The sequence below is a fragment of the Limnobacter humi genome (assembly GCF_024518835.1).
Lineage (GTDB): Bacteria > Pseudomonadota > Gammaproteobacteria > Burkholderiales > Burkholderiaceae_B > Limnobacter > Limnobacter humi.
Genome location: NZ_JANIGO010000001.1, coordinates 375,895 through 392,913, shown reverse-complemented (window position 1 = coordinate 392,913; position 17,019 = coordinate 375,895). Strand labels below are relative to the sequence as shown.

The window sequence follows — 17,019 nt, the reverse complement described above, 5'->3', positions numbered from 1 at the left end:
GTTGTAGAATAAGGGGTTTAGTCGATCCTGTATATTCGGAGAATTCAGCATGTCAATGGCCGACCGCGATGGCTTCATTTGGTTTGACGGCAAACTTGTGCCGTGGCGTGAAGCGCAAATCCACGTGCTTACGCACAGCCTGCACTACGGTCTGTCGGTGTTTGAGGGTGAGCGGGCCTACAAAACCGACAAAGGCCCAGCCATTTTCCGCTTGAAAGAGCACACGGACCGACTGTTTAACTCGGCCCACATTTACCGCATGGCCATGCCGTACACCCGTGAGCAAATCACGGAGGCCTGCTGCGACGTGGTGCGCGCCAACAAACTGGACTCCTGCTACATCCGTCCGATCGCTTTCTATGGATCTGAAAAAATGGGTGTGTCGCCCAAGGGCGCAGCCACCCATGTGGCCATTGCTGCCTGGCCCTGGGGTGCTTACCTGGGTGAAGATGGCCTGCAAAAAGGCATTCGCGTTAAAACCTCGTCATATGCCCGTCACCACGTGAACGTGACCATGGCCCGCGCCAAATTTGCCGCCACCTATGCCAACTCCATCCTGGCCAATATGGAAGCCACTCAAGACGGCTACGATGAAGCCCTGTTGCTGGATGTGGACGGCTTTGTGGCCGAAGGTGCGGGTGAAAACCTGTTTATCGTGAAAGACGGCGCCATTTACGAACCGGAAATTGCATCCGCACTGGTGGGGATTACCCGCGCAACCATCATCTCCCTGGCCCGCGACATGGGTCTGGAAGTGAAGTCCAAGCGCCTCACCCGCGACGACATCTACATCGCCGATGAAGCCTTCTTCACCGGCACCGCCGCTGAAGTAACGCCGGTGCGCGAACTCGACAACCGCACCATTGGCGCTGGCACCCGCGGCCCCATCACCGAAGAGTTGCAGAAGCGCTACTTCGATGTGGTGTATGGTCGCAATGAAAAATACGAACACTGGTTGACCCGCGTGTAATCATGATTACAGACAAAAAAGCCACCGTTGAAACCGTTGAACTGGATGGCGAGCACTTGCCCGCCTTTTGCCCCAATCCAAAAATGCCCGTGTGGAACCACCACCCCAAAGTGTTTCTGGATGTCACCAAAACCGGCAAGGCTGCCTGCCCATACTGCGGTACGGTGTACAGCCTGAAGCCCGGCGCCAAGGTACACGCACACTGAAGCCCGAATCCGTTTCGATGGTTTGGGGCATGCAGGGGGTGCCATGCGGGTACTGATTGTTGCGCCCAACTGGATCGGCGATGCGGTCATGAGCCTGTCGCTGTTGCAGGCTTTGCATGCCGATGAAGCCTTGCGGTTTGCGGATGGGCGGCCCTGTGAACTCCACGTGCTGGCCCCCTCAGTCACCGCGCCTGTGTACCAGTTCAGCCCCGTGGTGCACACCGTGCAAGCCGAGCCTTTTGCCCACGGCGAACTTCAATGGGGGTTGAGAAAGCAGGTGGGGCGGGCCTTGCAGGCCAAAGAGTATGGGCTTGCCATCACTCTGCCGAATTCGCTGAAGTCCGCCCTGGTGCCTTGGTTTGCCAAGGTGCCCCAGCGCGTTGGTTACGATGGCGAACTGCGCAGCCTGATTCTAAACCGTGCGCTGCCCAAGCCCAAAAAAGACAACAAGCCGCCCATGATCGAGTGGTATGGTCGCCTGGGTGGTTACGACCGGGCCTTGCTGGCCAACCCGCTGATGCAGGTGTCCACAGCCACCACCGATCGGGTTTGCGTGGACTTCCAATTGCAGCGGGGGTTTTTGGCGATTGCACCCGGTGCCGAGTATGGCCCTGCCAAGCGTTGGCCGGCTCGTCATTTTGCCGCTGTTGTGCAGGCCTTCCTAGAACGAAACCCCAGCCAGCGCGCAGTGTTGTTGGGCGGCCCGAAGGATGTCGAATTTTCTGAAACCATCCACAGCCTGGTGCCAGAGCCACTGCGCGCCCGCTTGCTGGTGTTGGCTGGCAAAACCAGCTTGCCACAGGCCATTGCACTGATGGCTGGTGCTTCGCAGTTGGTGACCAACGATTCAGGCCTCATGCATGTGGCCGCCGCGCTGGATGTGCAGGTGCATGCCGTGTTTGGTTCCAGCAGCCCCAGCCACACTCCCCCGTTGAACCCCAGCGCCAGGGTGTATTACTTGGCCTTGCCCTGCAGCCCTTGCTACCAGCGTGAATGCCCTTTGGGCCACCTGGACTGCTTGAACAAGCTGGAGCCCGAATTGGTGGCAACACAATTGAAGCCAGTTTCCGGCGGTGGATGATCCCCGGGGTATGATCTCAGCAGACAGACACAACACAGGTGCGGGCCAGACGGGCCCAACAGCATTCGAGCCGGACCATGCGTGATTATATTTTGACCATTTCCTGCCCAGACACCACGGGCATTGTCTACAACGTCAGCAAGTTCCTGTTTGACCTGCAGTGCAATATTCTGGACTCGGCCCAGTTTGGCGATGAGTCAACCAACCTGTTTTTTTTGCGGGTTCATTTCGCTTTGCCCAATGGTGCCACGCTAACGCAGGCTGCATTGAATGCGCAGTTTGAGTCGGTGGCTCGGCAGTTCAATATGACGTACCAATTCAATGATGCCCGGGTCAAGCCGAGGGTGTTACTGATGGTTTCGAAGTTCGGGCACTGCTTGAACGACCTGTTGTTCCGCTGGAAAAGCGGAAACCTGCCCTGCGACATTCCGGCCATTGTGTCCAACCACCAGGACTTTGCCCTGTTGGCGGCCTCCTATGGTGTGCCGTTTTACCACTTGCCGGTAAATAACCAGAATAAAGGGCTTCAGGAAACGCAAATTCGCCAGATCATGGAGCGTGAGCGCATCGACCTCATGGTACTGGCCCGTTACATGCAAATTCTGTCGCCTGAATTTTGTGCTGAATTGCCGGGCCGCATCATCAATATTCACCACAGCTTTTTGCCCAGCTTCAAGGGCGCAAAACCCTACCAGCAGGCCTTTGATCGCGGCGTAAAATTGATCGGTGCCACCGCGCACTATGTGACATCCGACCTGGATGAGGGGCCTATCATTGAGCAAGATGTAGCCCGTGTGGACCATTCACTCACACCGGAAGAGCTCACATCCCGCGGGCGTGACACCGAATGCATGGTGTTGGCGCGGGCCGTCAAGTGGCACTGCGAGCACCGGGTGGTGCTCAATGGCCACAAAACCGTGGTGTTTCAGTAATCGGAGGCATGGGCCATGTCCAGACCCAAAGTGATTCACTCCTCGCCGCAAGACATTGAACAGGCGTTCTACGAAGCCCTGGAAGCTGCTGATCTGGATGCCCTCATGGACCTCTGGGCTGACGACGAGCACATTGTCTGCATTCACCCGGGTGGACCGCGGGTGGAGGGTTATCACGATGTACGCGACTCCTGGAAGGAAATTCTGTCCGCCGGTGCGCTGCAAATTCGTGTGGTGCCGGTGCACCGTGTGGAGGGTGTGATGGTGGCCGTTCACAACATTGTGGAGCAGGTCATGATGAACAGCACGCGGGGCGAGCCGCATGTCGTGCAAGTCAATGCCACCAATGTGTTTCACAAAGGCCCCAGCGGCTGGAAGCTGGTGATGCACCATGCCAGCCCCGCCATGGATGTGGAAGAAATGGCGGAAGACGACTTGTCGGATTTCGAGCCGCAACCCACCTTGCATTAACAACTGCCCATGGACGATCTGGTTGAAAAGGCCCTGGCCCGCTGGCCGAACGTGCCCGCCATTGCGGGTTGGCTGAAGCTGACCACGCAGGGAAACTGGATGCTGACCGGGCCGGTGCCTGCTGGGTTGAGCATCACCAACCAGCGTATTTTGAATTTCATTGCGCGCAATTATGGCTGCGAAGCCGATGGGCGTTACTTCTTCCAGAATGGGCCCCAAAAGGCCTACGTCACGCTGGAATACACCCCTTGGATTTGGCGTATCTACCCACTGGACGGCGGTGCCCTGATGTTGGCCTCACACACCGGTTTGGTGTTGTGGCCAATCGCCTTGTGGGCCGATGAGGTGGGACGTTTGCTCATCCAAACCAGCCAGGGCATCGGCCTGGTTCACTCGGCTGACACCGCCCGCCTGGCCGATGGCCTGCAGGATTTGGGCGAGGGCACCAGTGCCACCATGGCGCACACGGCCCATTGGGCGGTGCCGGTGGGTGATCCCGATACGGTGGTGTCCACCAACATTCGCCTTCGGGCATTGAAAGGGGAAACGCCAGGGGAACGCCGGCTGTGCTTGCCAGTCCAAACCTGCGAGTCGAGCCAGGTGGCCCGGCAGTTTCACTTTGAACCCAACCCCACTGTATGAGTGGATCATGACCCAATTCAAATCTGCATTCAGGCTTTCCCACGCAGCGCTGCACCGCCGGCAACATGGGGCGTCGGCCATGGGCTTTGTCGCCCTCATTCTCGGTGTGGTACTGCTGTATTGGCTGTACAACCATGGCAGTTTTCCAAGTTTCACTGGCTCAAGCGCTGAGCCTGTCAAACCCCGTGTGGTCGAAGCTCGGGGTGAGTTGTCCCCGGCTGAGAAAAGCACCATTGAACTGTTCGATAGTGCAAAAGGTTCGGTGGCTTACATTTTCACTGAAAGTGTTCAAGGCCAGCTCTTCTTCAGGCGGGTGGCAGAGGGCGCGGGTTCTGGCTTTGTGTGGGACGACGAAGGCCATGTGGTGACCAATGCCCACGTTGTTCAGGGTGCCAACAAAATCCGCGTGCAGTTGGACGATTCCGAGCCCATTCCCGCACGCTTGGTGGGCATTGCACCGTCCTACGACCTGGCTGTGGTGAAGTTGCTGGACAAGCCCAAGAAAGAGCCACTGCGCCCCATCCCGCTGGGCACCTCCAGCGATTTGAAGGTGGGGCAGTCGGTGTTTGCCATTGGCAACCCGTTTGGTTTGTCCAAAACCCTCACCTCCGGCATTGTGAGTGCCTTGGGCCGTACCCTGCCGGTTGAAAACGGTCGTGAAATTCCCGATGTCATCCAGACAGATGCTGCCATCAACCCCGGCAATTCGGGCGGGCCTTTGCTGGACTCGGCAGGTCGCCTGATTGGCGTGAACACCGCGATTTTGTCGCAGAGCGGGTCCTCGGCCGGTGTGGGTTTTGCCATCCCGGTCGACCTGGTGAACCAGGTGGTGCCGCGCTTGATCGAGAAAGGCGCATTGCCGCGCCCGGGCATTGGCATTGCCGTGGCCGACGAATCCTTGGCCCGCCGGCTTGGAATTCGTGGTGTGGCGGTGTTGGGTGTTGAACGGGGTTCACCGGCTGACCAGGCAGGCCTGCAATCTTTCGATCTTCAAAATGGCGTGGTGGGCGACATCATCATTGCGGTCAATCGCAAACCGGTGGCCAACATTGCCCAATTGTCCAAGGCCTTGGAGGCGGTGGGTGTGGGCAACAAGGCCCAGTTGCTGGTGATGCGGGGTGACGACACCCGCGAGGTGGACGTGCAGGTGATCGACCTGGAAGCCCGCCGGTGATGGAGGTGGATGCCGATCGCCGGTTTGGGGGGCTAAGCCGCCTGTATGGCGACGGTTTTCACACCGCATTGCAAGCCAGGGCTCATGTCTTGGTGGTGGGTGTTGGGGGGGTGGGTTCCTGGGCGGTGGAGGCTCTGGCCCGCAGTGGTGTTGGCCACCTCACCTTGGTCGACATGGACCATGTGGCTGAAAGCAATATCAACCGCCAAATTCAGGCCACCGACGCCACCTTGGGACAGGAAAAGATTCGTGCCTTGGCTGAGCGCATTGCTGCCTACGCACCGCATTGCCAAGTCACGTTGGTGGACGATTTCGTAACCCCTGAGAATGCTGCAGCGGTGTTGGGTCGTTTCTTTGGCAAGCTGGGTGAAGACCAACACGGGGTGGTGCTGGATTGTTGTGACCAAGCCCGCGCCAAAGTGGCCATGGCACTGTGGATGCGACAGCATGCCAAAACCTTGTTCATGGCGGGCAGCGCCGGTGGCAAAACCCAGCCGTGGCTGCTGCAACCAGCCGACCTGCGCGACACGGTCAACGACCCGCTGTTGTCCAAGGTGCGTTACCAATTGCGGCGCAGCGGGGTGTTTTCTCGCGATGCCAAGCTGAAAATGAAATTGCAGGCGGTGTATTCGCCCCAGCCTGTGATGCAGGGCGATGCCTGCGACACGCAAGCCGGGTTGAACTGCGCCGGTTATGGTTCGGCCGTTACCGTGACGGCTGGCATGGGCCTGCAACTGGCAGGCCTGGCCATCAACCACTGGGCCAGCTTGTTGCTCGCTGGTTCGCTTAGCGCTTGAACCACTCCGAAAACAGGTCCTCGGCCTTTTCCAGTTTGGGTGCCACCACATAGGCGCAATATGGCTGCATGGGGTTGTTCTCAAAATATTGCTGGTGGTAGCGCTCGGCCGGGAAGTAGTTCTCCAGCGGTTTCACCTCTGTCACCACCGGGTTGCGGTACACCTGCTTTTTTTCAAGCTCCGCGATGAAGGCCCGCGCAGCGTCCTCTTGTTCGGTTGAGTGGGTGTAGATCACCGACCGGTATTGCGTACCGATGTCGTTGCCCTGCCGGTTCAATGTGGTGGGGTCGTGAATGGCGAAAAACACCGCCAGTATTTTCCGGAAATTGATGACCTCCGGGTCGAAATGCAGGCGAACGACCTCCGCATGGCCAGTTTTGCCGCTGCACACGCTGTCGTAAGTTGGGGCTGGGTCTGCGCCCCCACTGTAGCCTGATTCACACAGCTCAATGCCTTTCAATTGGTTGTAGACCGCCTCAAGGCACCAGAAACAGCCACCACCCAGCGTGGCCTGCTCAATTTGTTTGCTCATTGTTTTGTGAATATTTGTTTCCCCACCAGCCTCACAGTGAAGCGGGAAGTGGAACCCAAGTCAAGCCTTGCAGTCTATTTGGGTGAGCAGCCGTTGTATACTCGGCGCCAACCTTTCTATTTTTCAAGGAGTTGATTGTGATTTCTTCTGCGTTTGCGCAGTCTGCTGCGGCAGCTGGACCTGAAAGCAGCCTGCTGAGCTTTCTCCCCCTCATCCTGATGTTTGGCGTGTTGTACTTCCTCGCCATCCGCCCCCAGATGAAACGCCAGAAAGAGCACAAGACCATGGTGGAGTCGCTGCAGAAGGGCGACGAGGTGGTCGCAGCCGGCGGTTTGGCTGGCCGCATTGCCAAAATCAACGACGCCTACATCACCCTGGAAATCGCCGAGCTGGGCGACAAAACCGTGGACGTGGTGGTTCAGCGTGCTGCTGTGCAAACCGTGTTGCCCAAGGGCAGCCTGAAAGACATCCGTTAATTCCCCTCTGTTGTCATGAACCGATACCCCCTCTGGAAGTACGTCCTGATTCTGCTGGCCTTGGTGTTGGGCGTGTTGTACACGCTGCCCAACTTTTTTGGCGAAGCGCCTGCCGTGCAGGTGTCCAGCGGCAAGTCCACCCTCAAGCTTGACCCCGCGCTGGTCGACCGCTTGACCGAGCAGCTCAAGGCCCAGGGCTTGCAGCCCGATGGCGCTTTTTTTGAGCAAACCTTGGGTGGGGGTACGGTCAAACTGCGGTTTAAAACAACCGATGACCAGTTGAAGGCACGCGATGTTATTCAGCAAACGTTGAACCCCAGGGCTGATGCGCCGGAGTACATTGTGGCGCTGAACCTGTTGTCCCGCTCGCCGCACTGGTTAACCTCACTTCACGCCTTGCCCATGTATTTGGGGTTGGACCTGCGCGGTGGTGTGCACTTCCTGCTGCAAGTGGACATGGACAAGGCGCTGGACAAGCGCAAGGATTCGCTCCTGGCGGGTGCCAAGCAGGCTTTGCGGGAAGGCGATTTGCGGTACGCCAGCGCAGCCCGCACGCCGTCTGGTTTTGTGATGACTTTCCGCGATGCGGACGCCCGCAGCAAAGCCCAGGATATTCTGGCCAAAAGCTCGCCAGACCTCACCCTGACGGTGCCGGAGAACGACACGGCATTTACCCTGCAGGCCAGCATGCAACCGGCCATTGAGCAGCAGGCCCGCGAATACGCTTTGAAGCAAAACATCACCACCCTACACAACCGGATCAATGAACTGGGTGTGGCTGAGCCGGTGATTCAGCGTCAAGGCGCTGACCGCATTGTGGTGCAGTTGCCCGGTGTGCAAGACACGGCCAAGGCCAAAGACATTTTGGGACGCACGGCCACCTTGGAAGTGCGTTTGGTGGACGACAGCCCCGAAGCGGTCTCTGCGCTGAATTCCGGCATTGTGCCGTTTGGATTGCAGAAATTCACCGAGCGCGGTGGCCGTTCCTTGTTGCTAAAGCAGGAAGTCATTTTGACAGGCGACAACCTGACCGACGCCCAAGCCGGGTTTGATCAACAAACGAAAGAGCCTGCTGTGCACCTCACCCTGGATTCTCAGGGTGCCCGCATTTTCCGCAACGTCACCCGCGAGAACATCGGCAAGCGCATGGCCATTCTCTTGATCGAAAAAGGCCAGGGCGAAGTGATTACCGCGCCGGTTATTCGCGATGAAATTGGCGGTGGGCGAGTACAAATTTCTGGCCAAATGAGCACTGTGGAGGCTGCCGACACGGCCTTGCTGCTGCGTGCAGGCTCATTGGCTGCGCCCATGGACATTATCGAAGAGCGCACCATCGGCCCCAGCCTGGGTGCCGACAATATCGACAAGGGTATCCACTCCACCGTGTATGGTTTTGCGGTGCTGTCCTTGTTCATGGTGGTGTACTACCTGCTGTTTGGTGTGTTCTCGGTGTTTGCACTGGCGGTGAACGTGTTGTTGCTGTTTGCATTGCTGTCGGTGTTGCAGGCGACGTTGACCTTGCCTGGCCTGGCCGCCGTGGCGCTCACGCTCGGTATGGCGATTGACGCCAACGTGCTCATCAACGAACGCATTCGTGAAGAACTGCGCGAGGGTGCCACACCCCAGCAGGCCATCTTCGCGGGGTACGAACGCGCCTGGGCCACCATTCTGGACTCCAACATCACCACATTGATTGCGGGTCTGGCGCTGTTGATTTTTGGTTCCGGCCCTGTTCGGGGTTTTGCGGTGGTGCACTGTCTGGGTATTGTCACCTCCATCTTCAGTTCAGTGGTGGTGTCCCGCGGCGTGGTTAACCTGTGGTACGGCAACCGCAAGAAGCTGGACAAAGTGAGCATCGGACAAATCTGGAAGGGGGAATCCAATCCCGCTTCCGCCAAGAACGCCTGAGAAGAAGAGCACCATGGAATTATTCAGAATCAAACATGACATTCCCTTTATGCGCCATGCAAAGGTGTTCAATGTCATTTCCTTTCTCACCTTTGCAGCCGCCGTGTTTTTCCTGCTGCACCGTGGTCTGAACCTGAGCGTGGAGTTCACGGGGGGCGTGTTGGTGGAAGCCCGCTACACCCAGGCCGCCGATCTGGAAAAAATCCGCAACAGCCTGGTGGGTATCGGGATTGCCGAGCCGCAGGTTCAAAACTTTGGTACATCACGCGACGTGCTGATTCGCCTGGCGGTGAAAGATCTGCAAAACGGTGAAATTGGCAGCAATGGCAAGCTGAACAACGATGCCATGACCAGCAAAGTGTTGGTCAACGGTGGCCCGGATGTGAAGCTGATGCGTGTCGAGTTCGTGGGCCCGCAGGTGGGGCGTGAACTGGCCGAAAATGGCGTGATTGCCCTGATGATTGTGATCATCGGCATCATGATTTATTTGGCGCTGCGCTTTGAATGGAAGTTTGCCGTGTCGGCCATCATCGCCAACTTGCACGACGTGGTCATTATTTTGGGCTTCTTTGCACTGTTTCAGTGGGAGTTTTCGCTGTCGGTGCTGGCCGCTGTATTGGCGGTGCTGGGTTATTCCGTGAACGAATCGGTGGTGGTATTTGACCGGATTCGGGAGACTTTCAAGAAGTCCCGCCGCATGAGCGTGCCCGAAACCATTGACAATGCGATCACCCGGACCATTTCCCGCACCATCATCACCCACGGTTCCACACAGATCATGGTGTGCTCAATGCTGTTTTTTGGTGGTCCCACCCTGCATTATTTCGCGGTGGCATTGACGATTGGCATTTGCTTCGGTATTTATTCTTCTGTGTTGGTCGCCAGTCCCTTGGTGATGTGGTTGGGCTTGAGCCGTGAAGACCTGGTCAAACCCGTCAAGAAGGACAAGGAATTCGAAACCCCCTAATACCCGGCAGGGCTTTTTTGGACAATCCCAAAGACCTCTCGCCCTTGGCCAAAGGCGAGATTGAACTTGGCAAAGCGCTCCCCTTCGCGATTTATGATCGCCAAGGGGTTTTGCTTTTGGCAGCTGGCCAGGCCATTGCCACAGACAAGCAGTTGGAGGAATTGTCGGCCAAGGGCTTGTACCACAACCCCCGCTGGGCCCAGCAAGGGTTTGCGGTTCAAAACAAATCGACCATGGGGTCGGTGGCACCATCGGCCCCCCAGCCTGTTCGCTCTGTCCACTTGAAAGCACTACCCGACGACCCCACCGAGACCGGACATGTTCTGAAAATGAACTTGCCCGACCAGTTGGAGACATTCAGCGTTCGACTGGTAGGCGCCCTGGGCAAAGAAGCCTTTGTTACCAGTCACCCGGTCAAGGACCAGCAATTTGTATTCATCAAAGAAGGTCAGGTTTGGGAATTCAGGTCGTTTTACGGCCTGTCGGTGTATCGGTTCAAGGCGCAGGTCGAGAAAATTCTGCTGTCCCCGCATCCCATGCTGGTCATGTCCTGGCCACAGGACGGCCATCTGGAACACAAACCCATTCGCACCACTCGACGTGTTGGCTGCGAACTACCGGCCACTGCGCGCCTGTCTGCCGATACAGCCGACGGCTCACCCATCAATGGCGTGATTCGAAATCTCTCCACGGGCGGTGTGGAGTTTGAGGCTTTGGCGTCGGTGCCCTGGTCAGATGGTACTCAGGTGTTGTTGGCGTTTCAGTTGCAGTTGTCGGGGCGAAAGTATTTGCTGGAGTTGTCAGCCCGCGTGGTGGTGGTCAACAAAACTGAACCCAACAAGCCCCAGCGATTTGGCATGGCCTTCGAGCCCATGGATGACGCGGACTTTGCGCCTGTCCACGCCTATGTGTTTGAGCACTTGGCCCAGAAATTGGAGTCGCCCCTGTATTCACCCCGATGATTCCCCGGGGTCGGGGAATCCATCGCACATCGTTTAAATGCGACGCGCCAATTCGGCCGCTTTACCGATATAACTGGCCGGTGTCATGTCCAGCAGACGCTGTTTCTCTTCGGCGGGCAGGTCCAGTTGGGCGATGAAGCCCTGCAAGGCTTCTTGGGTGATGCCTTTGCCCCGGGTCAATTCCTTCAACTGTTCATAGGGGTTGGGCAAACCGTAGCGACGCATCACAGTTTGCACCGGTTCAGCCAGCAATTCCCAGGCGTTGTTGATGTCGTCGGCGATTGCACCTTCATTCACTTCCAGTTTGCCCAGGCCTCGCAGGCAGCTTTCGTAGGCCAGTATCGAGTAGCCAATGCCCACACCGAGGTTGCGCAGCACGGTGGAATCGGTGAGGTCACGCTGCCAGCGGGAGATGGGCAATTTTTCAGCCAGGTGCTTGAGCACGGCATTGGCCATGCCCAGGTTGCCTTCGGCGTTTTCAAAGTCGATGGGGTTGACCTTGTGCGGCATGGTGGAGGAACCCACTTCGCCAGCCTTCAGCTTTTGCTTGAAGTAGCCGAGGGAAATGTAACCCCAGATGTCGCGGGACAGGTCGATCACGATCGTGTTGGCCCGGGCAATGGCGTCCATCAGGGCAGCAATGCCATCGTGTGGTTCGATCTGGATGGTGTACGGGTTGAATGTGAGGCCCAGGCCTTCAATCAGCGTGCGGCTGAGGGCTTCCCAATCGTGGTTGGGGTAAGCCGACAGGTGGGCATTGTAGTTGCCCACAGCACCATTCATTTTGGCGGGCAGTTCAACGGCTTCAATGGCAGCAATGGCGCGTTCCAGGCGGTGCACCACGTTGGCGAATTCCTTGCCCAGGGTGGACGGGCTGGCCGGTTGGCCATGGGTGCGGCACATCAGCGGAATGTCGGCGAACTGGTGGGCATAGCCGCGCAGGCTGGCCACCACCTTGCGCAGGGTGGGCACCACCACCTGTTCGCGGGTGGCTTTCAGCATGAGCGCATGGCTCATGTTGTTGATGTCTTCAGACGTACACGCAAAGTGCACAAACTCAGCGGCACGCTTCAGTTCGTCATCGGATTGGAACTTTTCTTTAATAAAGTATTCCACTGCTTTGACGTCGTGATTCGTGGTAGCCTCAAATTCCTTGATGCGCTGGGCATCGGCTTCTGAAAAACCGGTTTTCAGACTGTCCAGTTTTGCAAGGGCTTGTGTGGAAAAGGCGGGCAGCTCAGCAAAACCCGCTTGAGCCAAGGCTTTCAGCCACTCAATTTCCACAATCACACGGTGATGCATGAAACCTGCTTCAGACAGCAGGGGGCGCAAACTGCCCACTTTGGATTGGTAACGGCCGTCCAGAGGGCTCAGGGCGGTTAGCGCGTTCAAGGATTCAGAAGAAATCATTCTGGGCAGTAAACCTGTGGATTTTCAAAGCGTTGTATTGTAACCCCGCCTCGCTTTGCATGCCATGCATGGGTGCTTGTCGCCCGCCTATTTGTGGATTTACCGGGTATGCACCCGGTCAAAATACCGATACAAACCAGTATTAACAACAAACAGTCTGCATTTCAGGACTGTGGAACTAGGAGAGCAGTGATGAAACTCGTTGGATCTTTAACCAGCCCATTTGTGCGCAAAATCCGTGTGCAATTGCTCGAGAAGGAAATCCCCTTTGAGTTTGTGTTGGAGGACGTCTGGAGCCCTGATACCAAAATCACCGAGCACAACCCGTTGGGTAAAGTACCCGCGTTGATTTTGAATGGCGGTCAAGTGCTGTTTGACTCCACGGTCATTTCTGGCCAGGTGGAGTACCTGATGCCCACCATCCCTCTGCTGCCGACCAAGCCGGAGATGCGCGCCAAAGTGCGCACGCTGGAGGTGTGCGGGCAGGGCATCAGCGAAGCAGCTGTAGCCATTCTGCTGGAAAAGCGTTTTCACCCGGCCGAGCATGTGAGCACGGCCTGGGTTGATCGCCAGACCCAGAAAATCCACAACGGCCTGGCTTACTTTGCCCACCATGTGGAGCACATGCCTGGGCATTACCTAACCGACCAGTTCAGCATTGCCGATATTGCCGCAGGTTGTGCGCTGTTTTACCTGGACTTCCGCATGCCCGAGTTGGACTGGCGCAAGCAATATCCAGCGCTGGTGGATTACGCTGAGCGCATGGCCTGCCGCCCCAGTTTCGAAGCCACCCGGCCGGTGGTGTAATTTAAGCCAGTCGGAAACTCGCCGCCTGCGCGGCATCCCAATATTGTTCAAACAAGCTGCCGGGGCGTCCGCCCCGCAGCAACTCCCCCGGTTTTGCAAAGGTGTAGCAGTCGGCCAGCAGGCTGACCTGTTGCCCGTTGATGCGCCGTGACACATGCTGTGGCTTTAAGTGTTGCGGATGATCCAAACCCGCAGCGCCCAGCAATTCACCCAGGGCTTTCAGGGTGTTTCTGTGGAAATTGTGCACACGCTCTGACTTGTTTTCCGGGTCGAGCGCCCGTTGGCGTTTTCTATCCTGCGTGGTGACACCGGTGGGGCAGTGGCCGGTGTGACAGGCCTGCGCCATGATGCAGCCCAGCGCAAACATGAAGCCCCGCGCACTGTTGCAGAGGTCGGCACCTAGCGCACACATTTTGGCAATGTCGAATGCGGAAATGATTTTTCCGCTGGCAATCAGCTTGATGTCTTGCCGAATGTCCAACCCCACCAATGTGTTGTGGACCAGCATCAAGCCTTCAATCAAGGGGAAGCCCATGTGGTCGGCAAACTCCACGGGTGCTGCGCCAGTGCCTCCCTCGCTGCCGTCGATCACAATGAAATCTGGCCGTGTGCCCGAGCTTTGCATCGCTTTGGCCATGGCAAACCATTCCCAAGGGTGGCCCACACACAGTTTGATACCCACCGGTTTTCCGCCGCTCAGGCCGCGAAGTTCACCAATGAACTGCATCAGTCCCAGTGGGGTTGAAAAGGCACTGTGTGCAGCCGGCGATACACAATCCACCCCCACCATCACGCCGCGGGTTTGCGCAATTTCCTCCGTCACTTTCGGGCCTGGCAACACGCCGCCATGACCCGGCTTTGCCCCTTGCGACAGCTTGATTTCGATCATCTTGACTTGCGGGTCGCAGGCTTGTTCGGCAAACCGTTCTGGGTCAAATTGGCCCTCGGCGTTGCGGCAACCAAAGTAACCGCTGCCAATTTCCCAAATCAGGTCGCCACCATGTTCGCGGTGGTAGGGTGAAATGGAGCCTTCGCCGGTGTCGTGCGCGAAGTTGCCCCGCTTGGCCCCTTTGTTCAGTGCCAAAATGGCATTGGCTGACAAGGCGCCAAAGCTCATGGCCGAAATGTTGAAAATGGAGGCGCTGTAGGGTTGTGTGCAGGCCGGGCCGCCAATGCGCACGCGGAAGTCCGGGTTGCTCAGGTGCACCGGTGCGGTGGAATGGTTGAGCCATTCAGTGCCTTGGCGGTAGAGGTCTGACTGCGTGCCAAAGGCCTGCTTGTCCATGACCGATTTGGCGCGCTGGTACACCAGCGAACGCTGGTTGCGTGAGAAGGGTGCCGCCTCGGTGTTTGACTCAAAAAAGTATTGGCGAATTTCCGGGCGAATAAACTCCAGGAAAAAACGCAAGTGGCCGAGAATGGGGTAATTTCGCCGGATGGATTGGTTGGTTTGAACCAGGTCCACCGCGCCAATGACGCCGAGCACGAGGCAAACCAGGGCCAATGGCCACAGCATGAAGTGCTCAAGGACACTGAGCGCCACACAGCCGATAAAACCAAGCCACGCCGAGTACAAGGCAAACATGCGGGCATGAAACGACACGGGCCATGCATTGAAGGCGTACAGGCGACGTTTGGGGGATGGCGGGCGGGTGTGCGACGGAACTTCGGGATGTTGGGTGGTCATCGCCTAAGCCATGCAAAATGGTTAAGCGTTTACTGTACTGCGAACCTGCTTGCAGCACCACCCCGAGCAAGGGGTGTCTGGTCAGCCAGCAATAATGCCGCCGCCCAGGCATACTTCACCGTCGTACAGCACGGCGCTTTGCCCCGGTGTCACGGCAAATTGGCTGTGGTCAAAGTGCAGGGTGAACCGGTCGTCTGCATCAACCTGAAAGCTGCAGGCCGCATCTTCCTGTCGGTAACGCGCTTTGCAGGCCAGTCGGTCCAGGTTTGGGGTGTAACCGGCGATGTAATGGGCTTGCTCGGCGTGCAGCACCGTTTGGTGCAACCAGGGGTGGTCATGGCCTTGCACCACGTACAGTGTGTTGTCCTGCAAGTTTTTGCGGGCCACAAACCAGGGTTCGCCGTTGCTGTCCTTCTGGCCACCAATGCCAATGCCTTTGCGCTGGCCCAGCGTGTAGAAACTCAGGCCCACATGTTCACCGATGATGTCGCCCTTGTCGTTCAGGATGGCACCCGGCGCAGTGGGCAGGTAGCGGTTGAGAAACTCCCGGAAGGGGCGTTCACCAATAAAGCAAATGCCGGTGGAGTCTTTTTTGGCAGCATTGGACAAACCCAGTTCATGCGCAATTTTCCGCACCTCGGTTTTGGGAATTTCACCCAAGGGAAACAGGGTTTTGCTGAGTTGGGCTTGGTTGAGCCGGTGCAAAAAATAGGACTGGTCTTTGCTGTGGTCCACTGCTTTCAACAGCTGAAACTCGCCATTGACCTCGCGCACACGGGCATAGTGGCCGGTGGCGATGTAGTCGGCTCCCAGGCTGTAGGCATGGTCCAGAAAGGCCTTGAATTTGATTTCGCTGTTGCACAGGATGTCGGGGTTGGGTGTGCGGCCTGCTGCGTATTCGCTCAGAAACACCGAGAACACCCGGTCTTTGTATTCGGCGGCAAAGTTGACTGCCTCAATGTCCACACCCACCACATCGGCCACACTGGCGGCATCCAGCCAGTCTTGCCGGCTGGAGCAATATTCGGAATCGTCGTCGTCTTCCCAGTTCTTCATGAACAGGCCGATGACGTTGTAGCCCTGCTGTTTCAGCAGCCAGGCAGACACCGAGGAGTCAACCCCGCCGGACATTCCAATAACAACGGTCTTGCTCATGGGTATTTATGACAGGCCCGGGGGCATCGGGCCTTTCAGCACGCTTTCGTGGGTGTACACATGCTCCAGCGGCATGATGGGCCGTTTGCCCGCTTTCCAATCCAGAAACTCTTCCACACAGCGCATCACCAGGGGGCTGCGGTGCTCGCTTTGGCTGGCGCGCAGTTCATCAGGCGTCATCCACAGGGTGCGGATAATGCCGTCATCCAGGGCGCGGTCGGTGTGGTGTTTAATCACCGACGCTGCAAATGCAAAGCGCAGGTAGGTGACATCCTCACCGGTGCGCGAGCTGGTGTAGCGGCTCAGGTAAATCCCCAGCAAACCGACCGGTTGTACTTCCCACGCGGATTCTTCCAGCGCCTCGCGCGCAGCACCATGCGCCGGGGTTTCACCGGGGTCGAGGTGGCCTGCGGGCTGATTGAGTTTCACGCCATCGGTGGTGTGCTCTTCCACCATCAGGAACTTGCCATCGTGCTCCACAATGGCCGCGACCGTGACGCTGGGTTTCCAGATGTCTGCCATGTCTGCTCTGTATGCGCTTTTGCGCTGCGTTGTCCGATTTTGTGGGCCTTTGAGGCCATCGGCGTTTTTGAAAACACGTTAGAATAGCAGGGTTAAGGTGCTCGTGCCTCAGTTTTGAGCACGGTTAAACGGGAAGCAGGTTGAATGCCTGCGCTGCCCCCGCAACGGTAAGAAAGTGCGGGTGTGTCATTTTGCCACTGGTAGTACTGGCCGCCAGGCCGACTGGGAAGGCGACACATCAAGACTTTCAAGCCCGGATACCGGCCTTGACCGTTTTGCCTGCATTCCCACGCAGGCCAGGCGCTGGTGCTGCGGGGAGG

18 protein-coding genes and 1 riboswitch are annotated in these 17,019 nt (G+C 57.5%); of the genes, 13 read left to right on the top strand and 5 right to left on the bottom strand.

What is annotated here, in order from left to right; translation table 11 throughout:
* Nucleotides 1–49: 49 nt before the first annotated feature.
* The 8 genes from NQT62_RS01865 to NQT62_RS01830 all read left to right on the top strand — a co-directional run bounded on the left by NQT62_RS01865 (nucleotide 50) and on the right by NQT62_RS01830 (nucleotide 6,273).
* Nucleotides 50–970 carry a branched-chain amino acid transaminase gene (locus NQT62_RS01865; protein WP_256762854.1) on the top strand — a complete coding sequence of 307 codons (921 nt, stop codon included), beginning with the start codon at nucleotides 50–52 and terminating at the stop codon, nucleotides 968–970.
* 2 nt (nucleotides 971–972) lie between these two features.
* Complete coding sequence (locus NQT62_RS01860) at nucleotides 973–1,176, top strand: zinc-finger domain-containing protein (RefSeq protein WP_256762853.1); 204 nt, start codon at nucleotides 973–975, stop codon at nucleotides 1,174–1,176.
* 43 nt (nucleotides 1,177–1,219) lie between these two features.
* Complete coding sequence (waaF, locus tag NQT62_RS01855; RefSeq protein WP_256762852.1) at nucleotides 1,220–2,257, top strand: lipopolysaccharide heptosyltransferase II; 1,038 nt, start codon at nucleotides 1,220–1,222, stop codon at nucleotides 2,255–2,257.
* Nucleotides 2,258–2,334: 77 nt separating this feature from the next.
* Entirely contained in the window at nucleotides 2,335–3,189 is an 855-nt protein-coding gene (purU, locus tag NQT62_RS01850) for a formyltetrahydrofolate deformylase (RefSeq protein WP_256762851.1), read from the top strand.
* A gap of 15 nt (nucleotides 3,190–3,204) precedes the next feature.
* Nucleotides 3,205–3,660 (top strand): YybH family protein, encoded by a 456-nt coding sequence (locus NQT62_RS01845; protein ID WP_256762850.1) that lies wholly within the window; start codon nucleotides 3,205–3,207, stop codon nucleotides 3,658–3,660.
* Between the two features lie 9 nt (nucleotides 3,661–3,669).
* Nucleotides 3,670–4,302 carry a DUF2946 family protein gene (locus NQT62_RS01840; RefSeq protein WP_256762849.1) on the top strand — a complete coding sequence of 211 codons (633 nt, stop codon included), beginning with the start codon at nucleotides 3,670–3,672 and terminating at the stop codon, nucleotides 4,300–4,302.
* Between the two features lie 79 nt (nucleotides 4,303–4,381).
* Nucleotides 4,382–5,476, top strand: a complete 1,095-nt coding sequence (locus tag NQT62_RS01835; protein ID WP_370569132.1) for a S1C family serine protease — start codon at nucleotides 4,382–4,384, stop codon at nucleotides 5,474–5,476.
* Nucleotides 5,476–6,273, top strand: a complete 798-nt coding sequence (locus NQT62_RS01830) for a tRNA threonylcarbamoyladenosine dehydratase (protein WP_256763516.1) — start codon at nucleotides 5,476–5,478, stop codon at nucleotides 6,271–6,273. The genes NQT62_RS01835 and NQT62_RS01830 overlap by 1 nt, the downstream gene beginning before the upstream one ends.
* Here NQT62_RS01830 and msrA read toward each other — a convergent pair.
* Nucleotides 6,263–6,805, bottom strand: coding sequence for a peptide-methionine (S)-S-oxide reductase MsrA (msrA, locus tag NQT62_RS01825; protein ID WP_256762847.1), 543 nt, complete (start codon nucleotides 6,803–6,805; stop codon nucleotides 6,263–6,265). The two genes, NQT62_RS01830 and msrA, sit on opposite strands and share 11 nt — an antisense overlap.
* 131 nt (nucleotides 6,806–6,936) lie before the next feature.
* Between msrA and yajC the strand changes: the two genes are divergently transcribed.
* From yajC to NQT62_RS01805, 4 genes are read left to right on the top strand one after another with little or no spacing between them, the layout of a single operon-like run.
* Complete coding sequence (gene yajC, locus NQT62_RS01820) at nucleotides 6,937–7,281, top strand: preprotein translocase subunit YajC (RefSeq protein WP_306173507.1); 345 nt, start codon at nucleotides 6,937–6,939, stop codon at nucleotides 7,279–7,281.
* A gap of 15 nt (nucleotides 7,282–7,296) precedes the next feature.
* Nucleotides 7,297–9,189 carry a protein translocase subunit SecD gene (gene secD / locus NQT62_RS01815; protein WP_256762846.1) on the top strand — a complete coding sequence of 631 codons (1,893 nt, stop codon included), beginning with the start codon at nucleotides 7,297–7,299 and terminating at the stop codon, nucleotides 9,187–9,189.
* A 13-nt stretch (nucleotides 9,190–9,202) separates the two neighbouring features.
* Nucleotides 9,203–10,156 carry a protein translocase subunit SecF gene (gene secF / locus NQT62_RS01810; protein ID WP_256762845.1) on the top strand — a complete coding sequence of 318 codons (954 nt, stop codon included), beginning with the start codon at nucleotides 9,203–9,205 and terminating at the stop codon, nucleotides 10,154–10,156.
* Nucleotides 10,157–10,173: 17 nt separating this feature from the next.
* Entirely contained in the window at nucleotides 10,174–11,118 is a 945-nt protein-coding gene (locus tag NQT62_RS01805) for a flagellar brake protein (protein ID WP_256762843.1), read from the top strand.
* A 33-nt stretch (nucleotides 11,119–11,151) separates the two neighbouring features.
* On the opposite strand, the gene purB is transcribed toward NQT62_RS01805, so the two are convergent.
* Complete coding sequence (gene purB, locus NQT62_RS01800; RefSeq protein ID WP_256762842.1) at nucleotides 11,152–12,528, bottom strand: adenylosuccinate lyase; 1,377 nt, start codon at nucleotides 12,526–12,528, stop codon at nucleotides 11,152–11,154.
* Between the two features lie 192 nt (nucleotides 12,529–12,720).
* Between purB and NQT62_RS01795 the strand changes: the two genes are divergently transcribed.
* Complete coding sequence (locus tag NQT62_RS01795) at nucleotides 12,721–13,335, top strand: glutathione S-transferase C-terminal domain-containing protein (RefSeq protein WP_256762841.1); 615 nt, start codon at nucleotides 12,721–12,723, stop codon at nucleotides 13,333–13,335.
* Between the two features lies 1 nt (nucleotide 13,336).
* On the opposite strand, the gene NQT62_RS01790 is transcribed toward NQT62_RS01795, so the two are convergent.
* The 3 genes from NQT62_RS01790 to NQT62_RS01780 all read right to left on the bottom strand — a co-directional run bounded on the left by NQT62_RS01790 (nucleotide 13,337) and on the right by NQT62_RS01780 (nucleotide 16,699).
* The gene (locus tag NQT62_RS01790) at nucleotides 13,337–14,920 is read right to left on the bottom strand and encodes an FMN-binding glutamate synthase family protein (protein WP_370569131.1); all 1,584 of its coding nucleotides are present in this window, start codon (nucleotides 14,918–14,920) and stop codon (nucleotides 13,337–13,339) included.
* A gap of 183 nt (nucleotides 14,921–15,103) precedes the next feature.
* On the bottom strand, nucleotides 15,104–16,177 hold the full coding sequence (gene mnmA, locus NQT62_RS01785; protein WP_256762839.1) for a tRNA 2-thiouridine(34) synthase MnmA: 1,074 nt from the start codon (nucleotides 16,175–16,177) through the stop codon (nucleotides 15,104–15,106).
* A 6-nt stretch (nucleotides 16,178–16,183) separates the two neighbouring features.
* Nucleotides 16,184–16,699, bottom strand: coding sequence for an NUDIX hydrolase (locus NQT62_RS01780; protein ID WP_256762838.1), 516 nt, complete (start codon nucleotides 16,697–16,699; stop codon nucleotides 16,184–16,186).
* Nucleotides 16,700–16,777: 78 nt separating this feature from the next.
* Nucleotides 16,778–16,982, top strand: a riboswitch (cobalamin riboswitch).
* The last annotated feature ends 37 nt before the right edge of the window (nucleotides 16,983–17,019 follow it).

Coding starts and splice junctions, on each gene's coding strand:
- NQT62_RS01865 (WP_256762854.1), top strand. CDS start 50: ATGTCAATGGCCGACCGCGATGGCTTCATTTGGTTTGACGGCAAACTT.
- NQT62_RS01860 (WP_256762853.1), top strand. CDS start 973: ATGATTACAGACAAAAAAGCCACCGTTGAAACCGTTGAACTGGATGGC.
- waaF (WP_256762852.1), top strand. CDS start 1,220: ATGCGGGTACTGATTGTTGCGCCCAACTGGATCGGCGATGCGGTCATG.
- purU (WP_256762851.1), top strand. CDS start 2,335: ATGCGTGATTATATTTTGACCATTTCCTGCCCAGACACCACGGGCATT.
- NQT62_RS01845 (WP_256762850.1), top strand. CDS start 3,205: ATGTCCAGACCCAAAGTGATTCACTCCTCGCCGCAAGACATTGAACAG.
- NQT62_RS01840 (WP_256762849.1), top strand. CDS start 3,670: ATGGACGATCTGGTTGAAAAGGCCCTGGCCCGCTGGCCGAACGTGCCC.
- NQT62_RS01835 (WP_370569132.1), top strand. CDS start 4,382: ATGGGCTTTGTCGCCCTCATTCTCGGTGTGGTACTGCTGTATTGGCTG.
- NQT62_RS01830 (WP_256763516.1), top strand. CDS start 5,476: ATGGAGGTGGATGCCGATCGCCGGTTTGGGGGGCTAAGCCGCCTGTAT.
- msrA (WP_256762847.1), bottom strand. CDS start 6,805: ATGAGCAAACAAATTGAGCAGGCCACGCTGGGTGGTGGCTGTTTCTGG.
- secD (WP_256762846.1), top strand. CDS start 7,297: ATGAACCGATACCCCCTCTGGAAGTACGTCCTGATTCTGCTGGCCTTG.
- secF (WP_256762845.1), top strand. CDS start 9,203: ATGGAATTATTCAGAATCAAACATGACATTCCCTTTATGCGCCATGCA.
- purB (WP_256762842.1), bottom strand. CDS start 12,528: ATGATTTCTTCTGAATCCTTGAACGCGCTAACCGCCCTGAGCCCTCTG.
- NQT62_RS01795 (WP_256762841.1), top strand. CDS start 12,721: ATGAAACTCGTTGGATCTTTAACCAGCCCATTTGTGCGCAAAATCCGT.
- NQT62_RS01790 (WP_370569131.1), bottom strand. CDS start 14,920: ATGTTTGCCTTGTACTCGGCGTGGCTTGGTTTTATCGGCTGTGTGGCG.
- mnmA (WP_256762839.1), bottom strand. CDS start 16,177: ATGAGCAAGACCGTTGTTATTGGAATGTCCGGCGGGGTTGACTCCTCG.
- NQT62_RS01780 (WP_256762838.1), bottom strand. CDS start 16,699: ATGGCAGACATCTGGAAACCCAGCGTCACGGTCGCGGCCATTGTGGAG.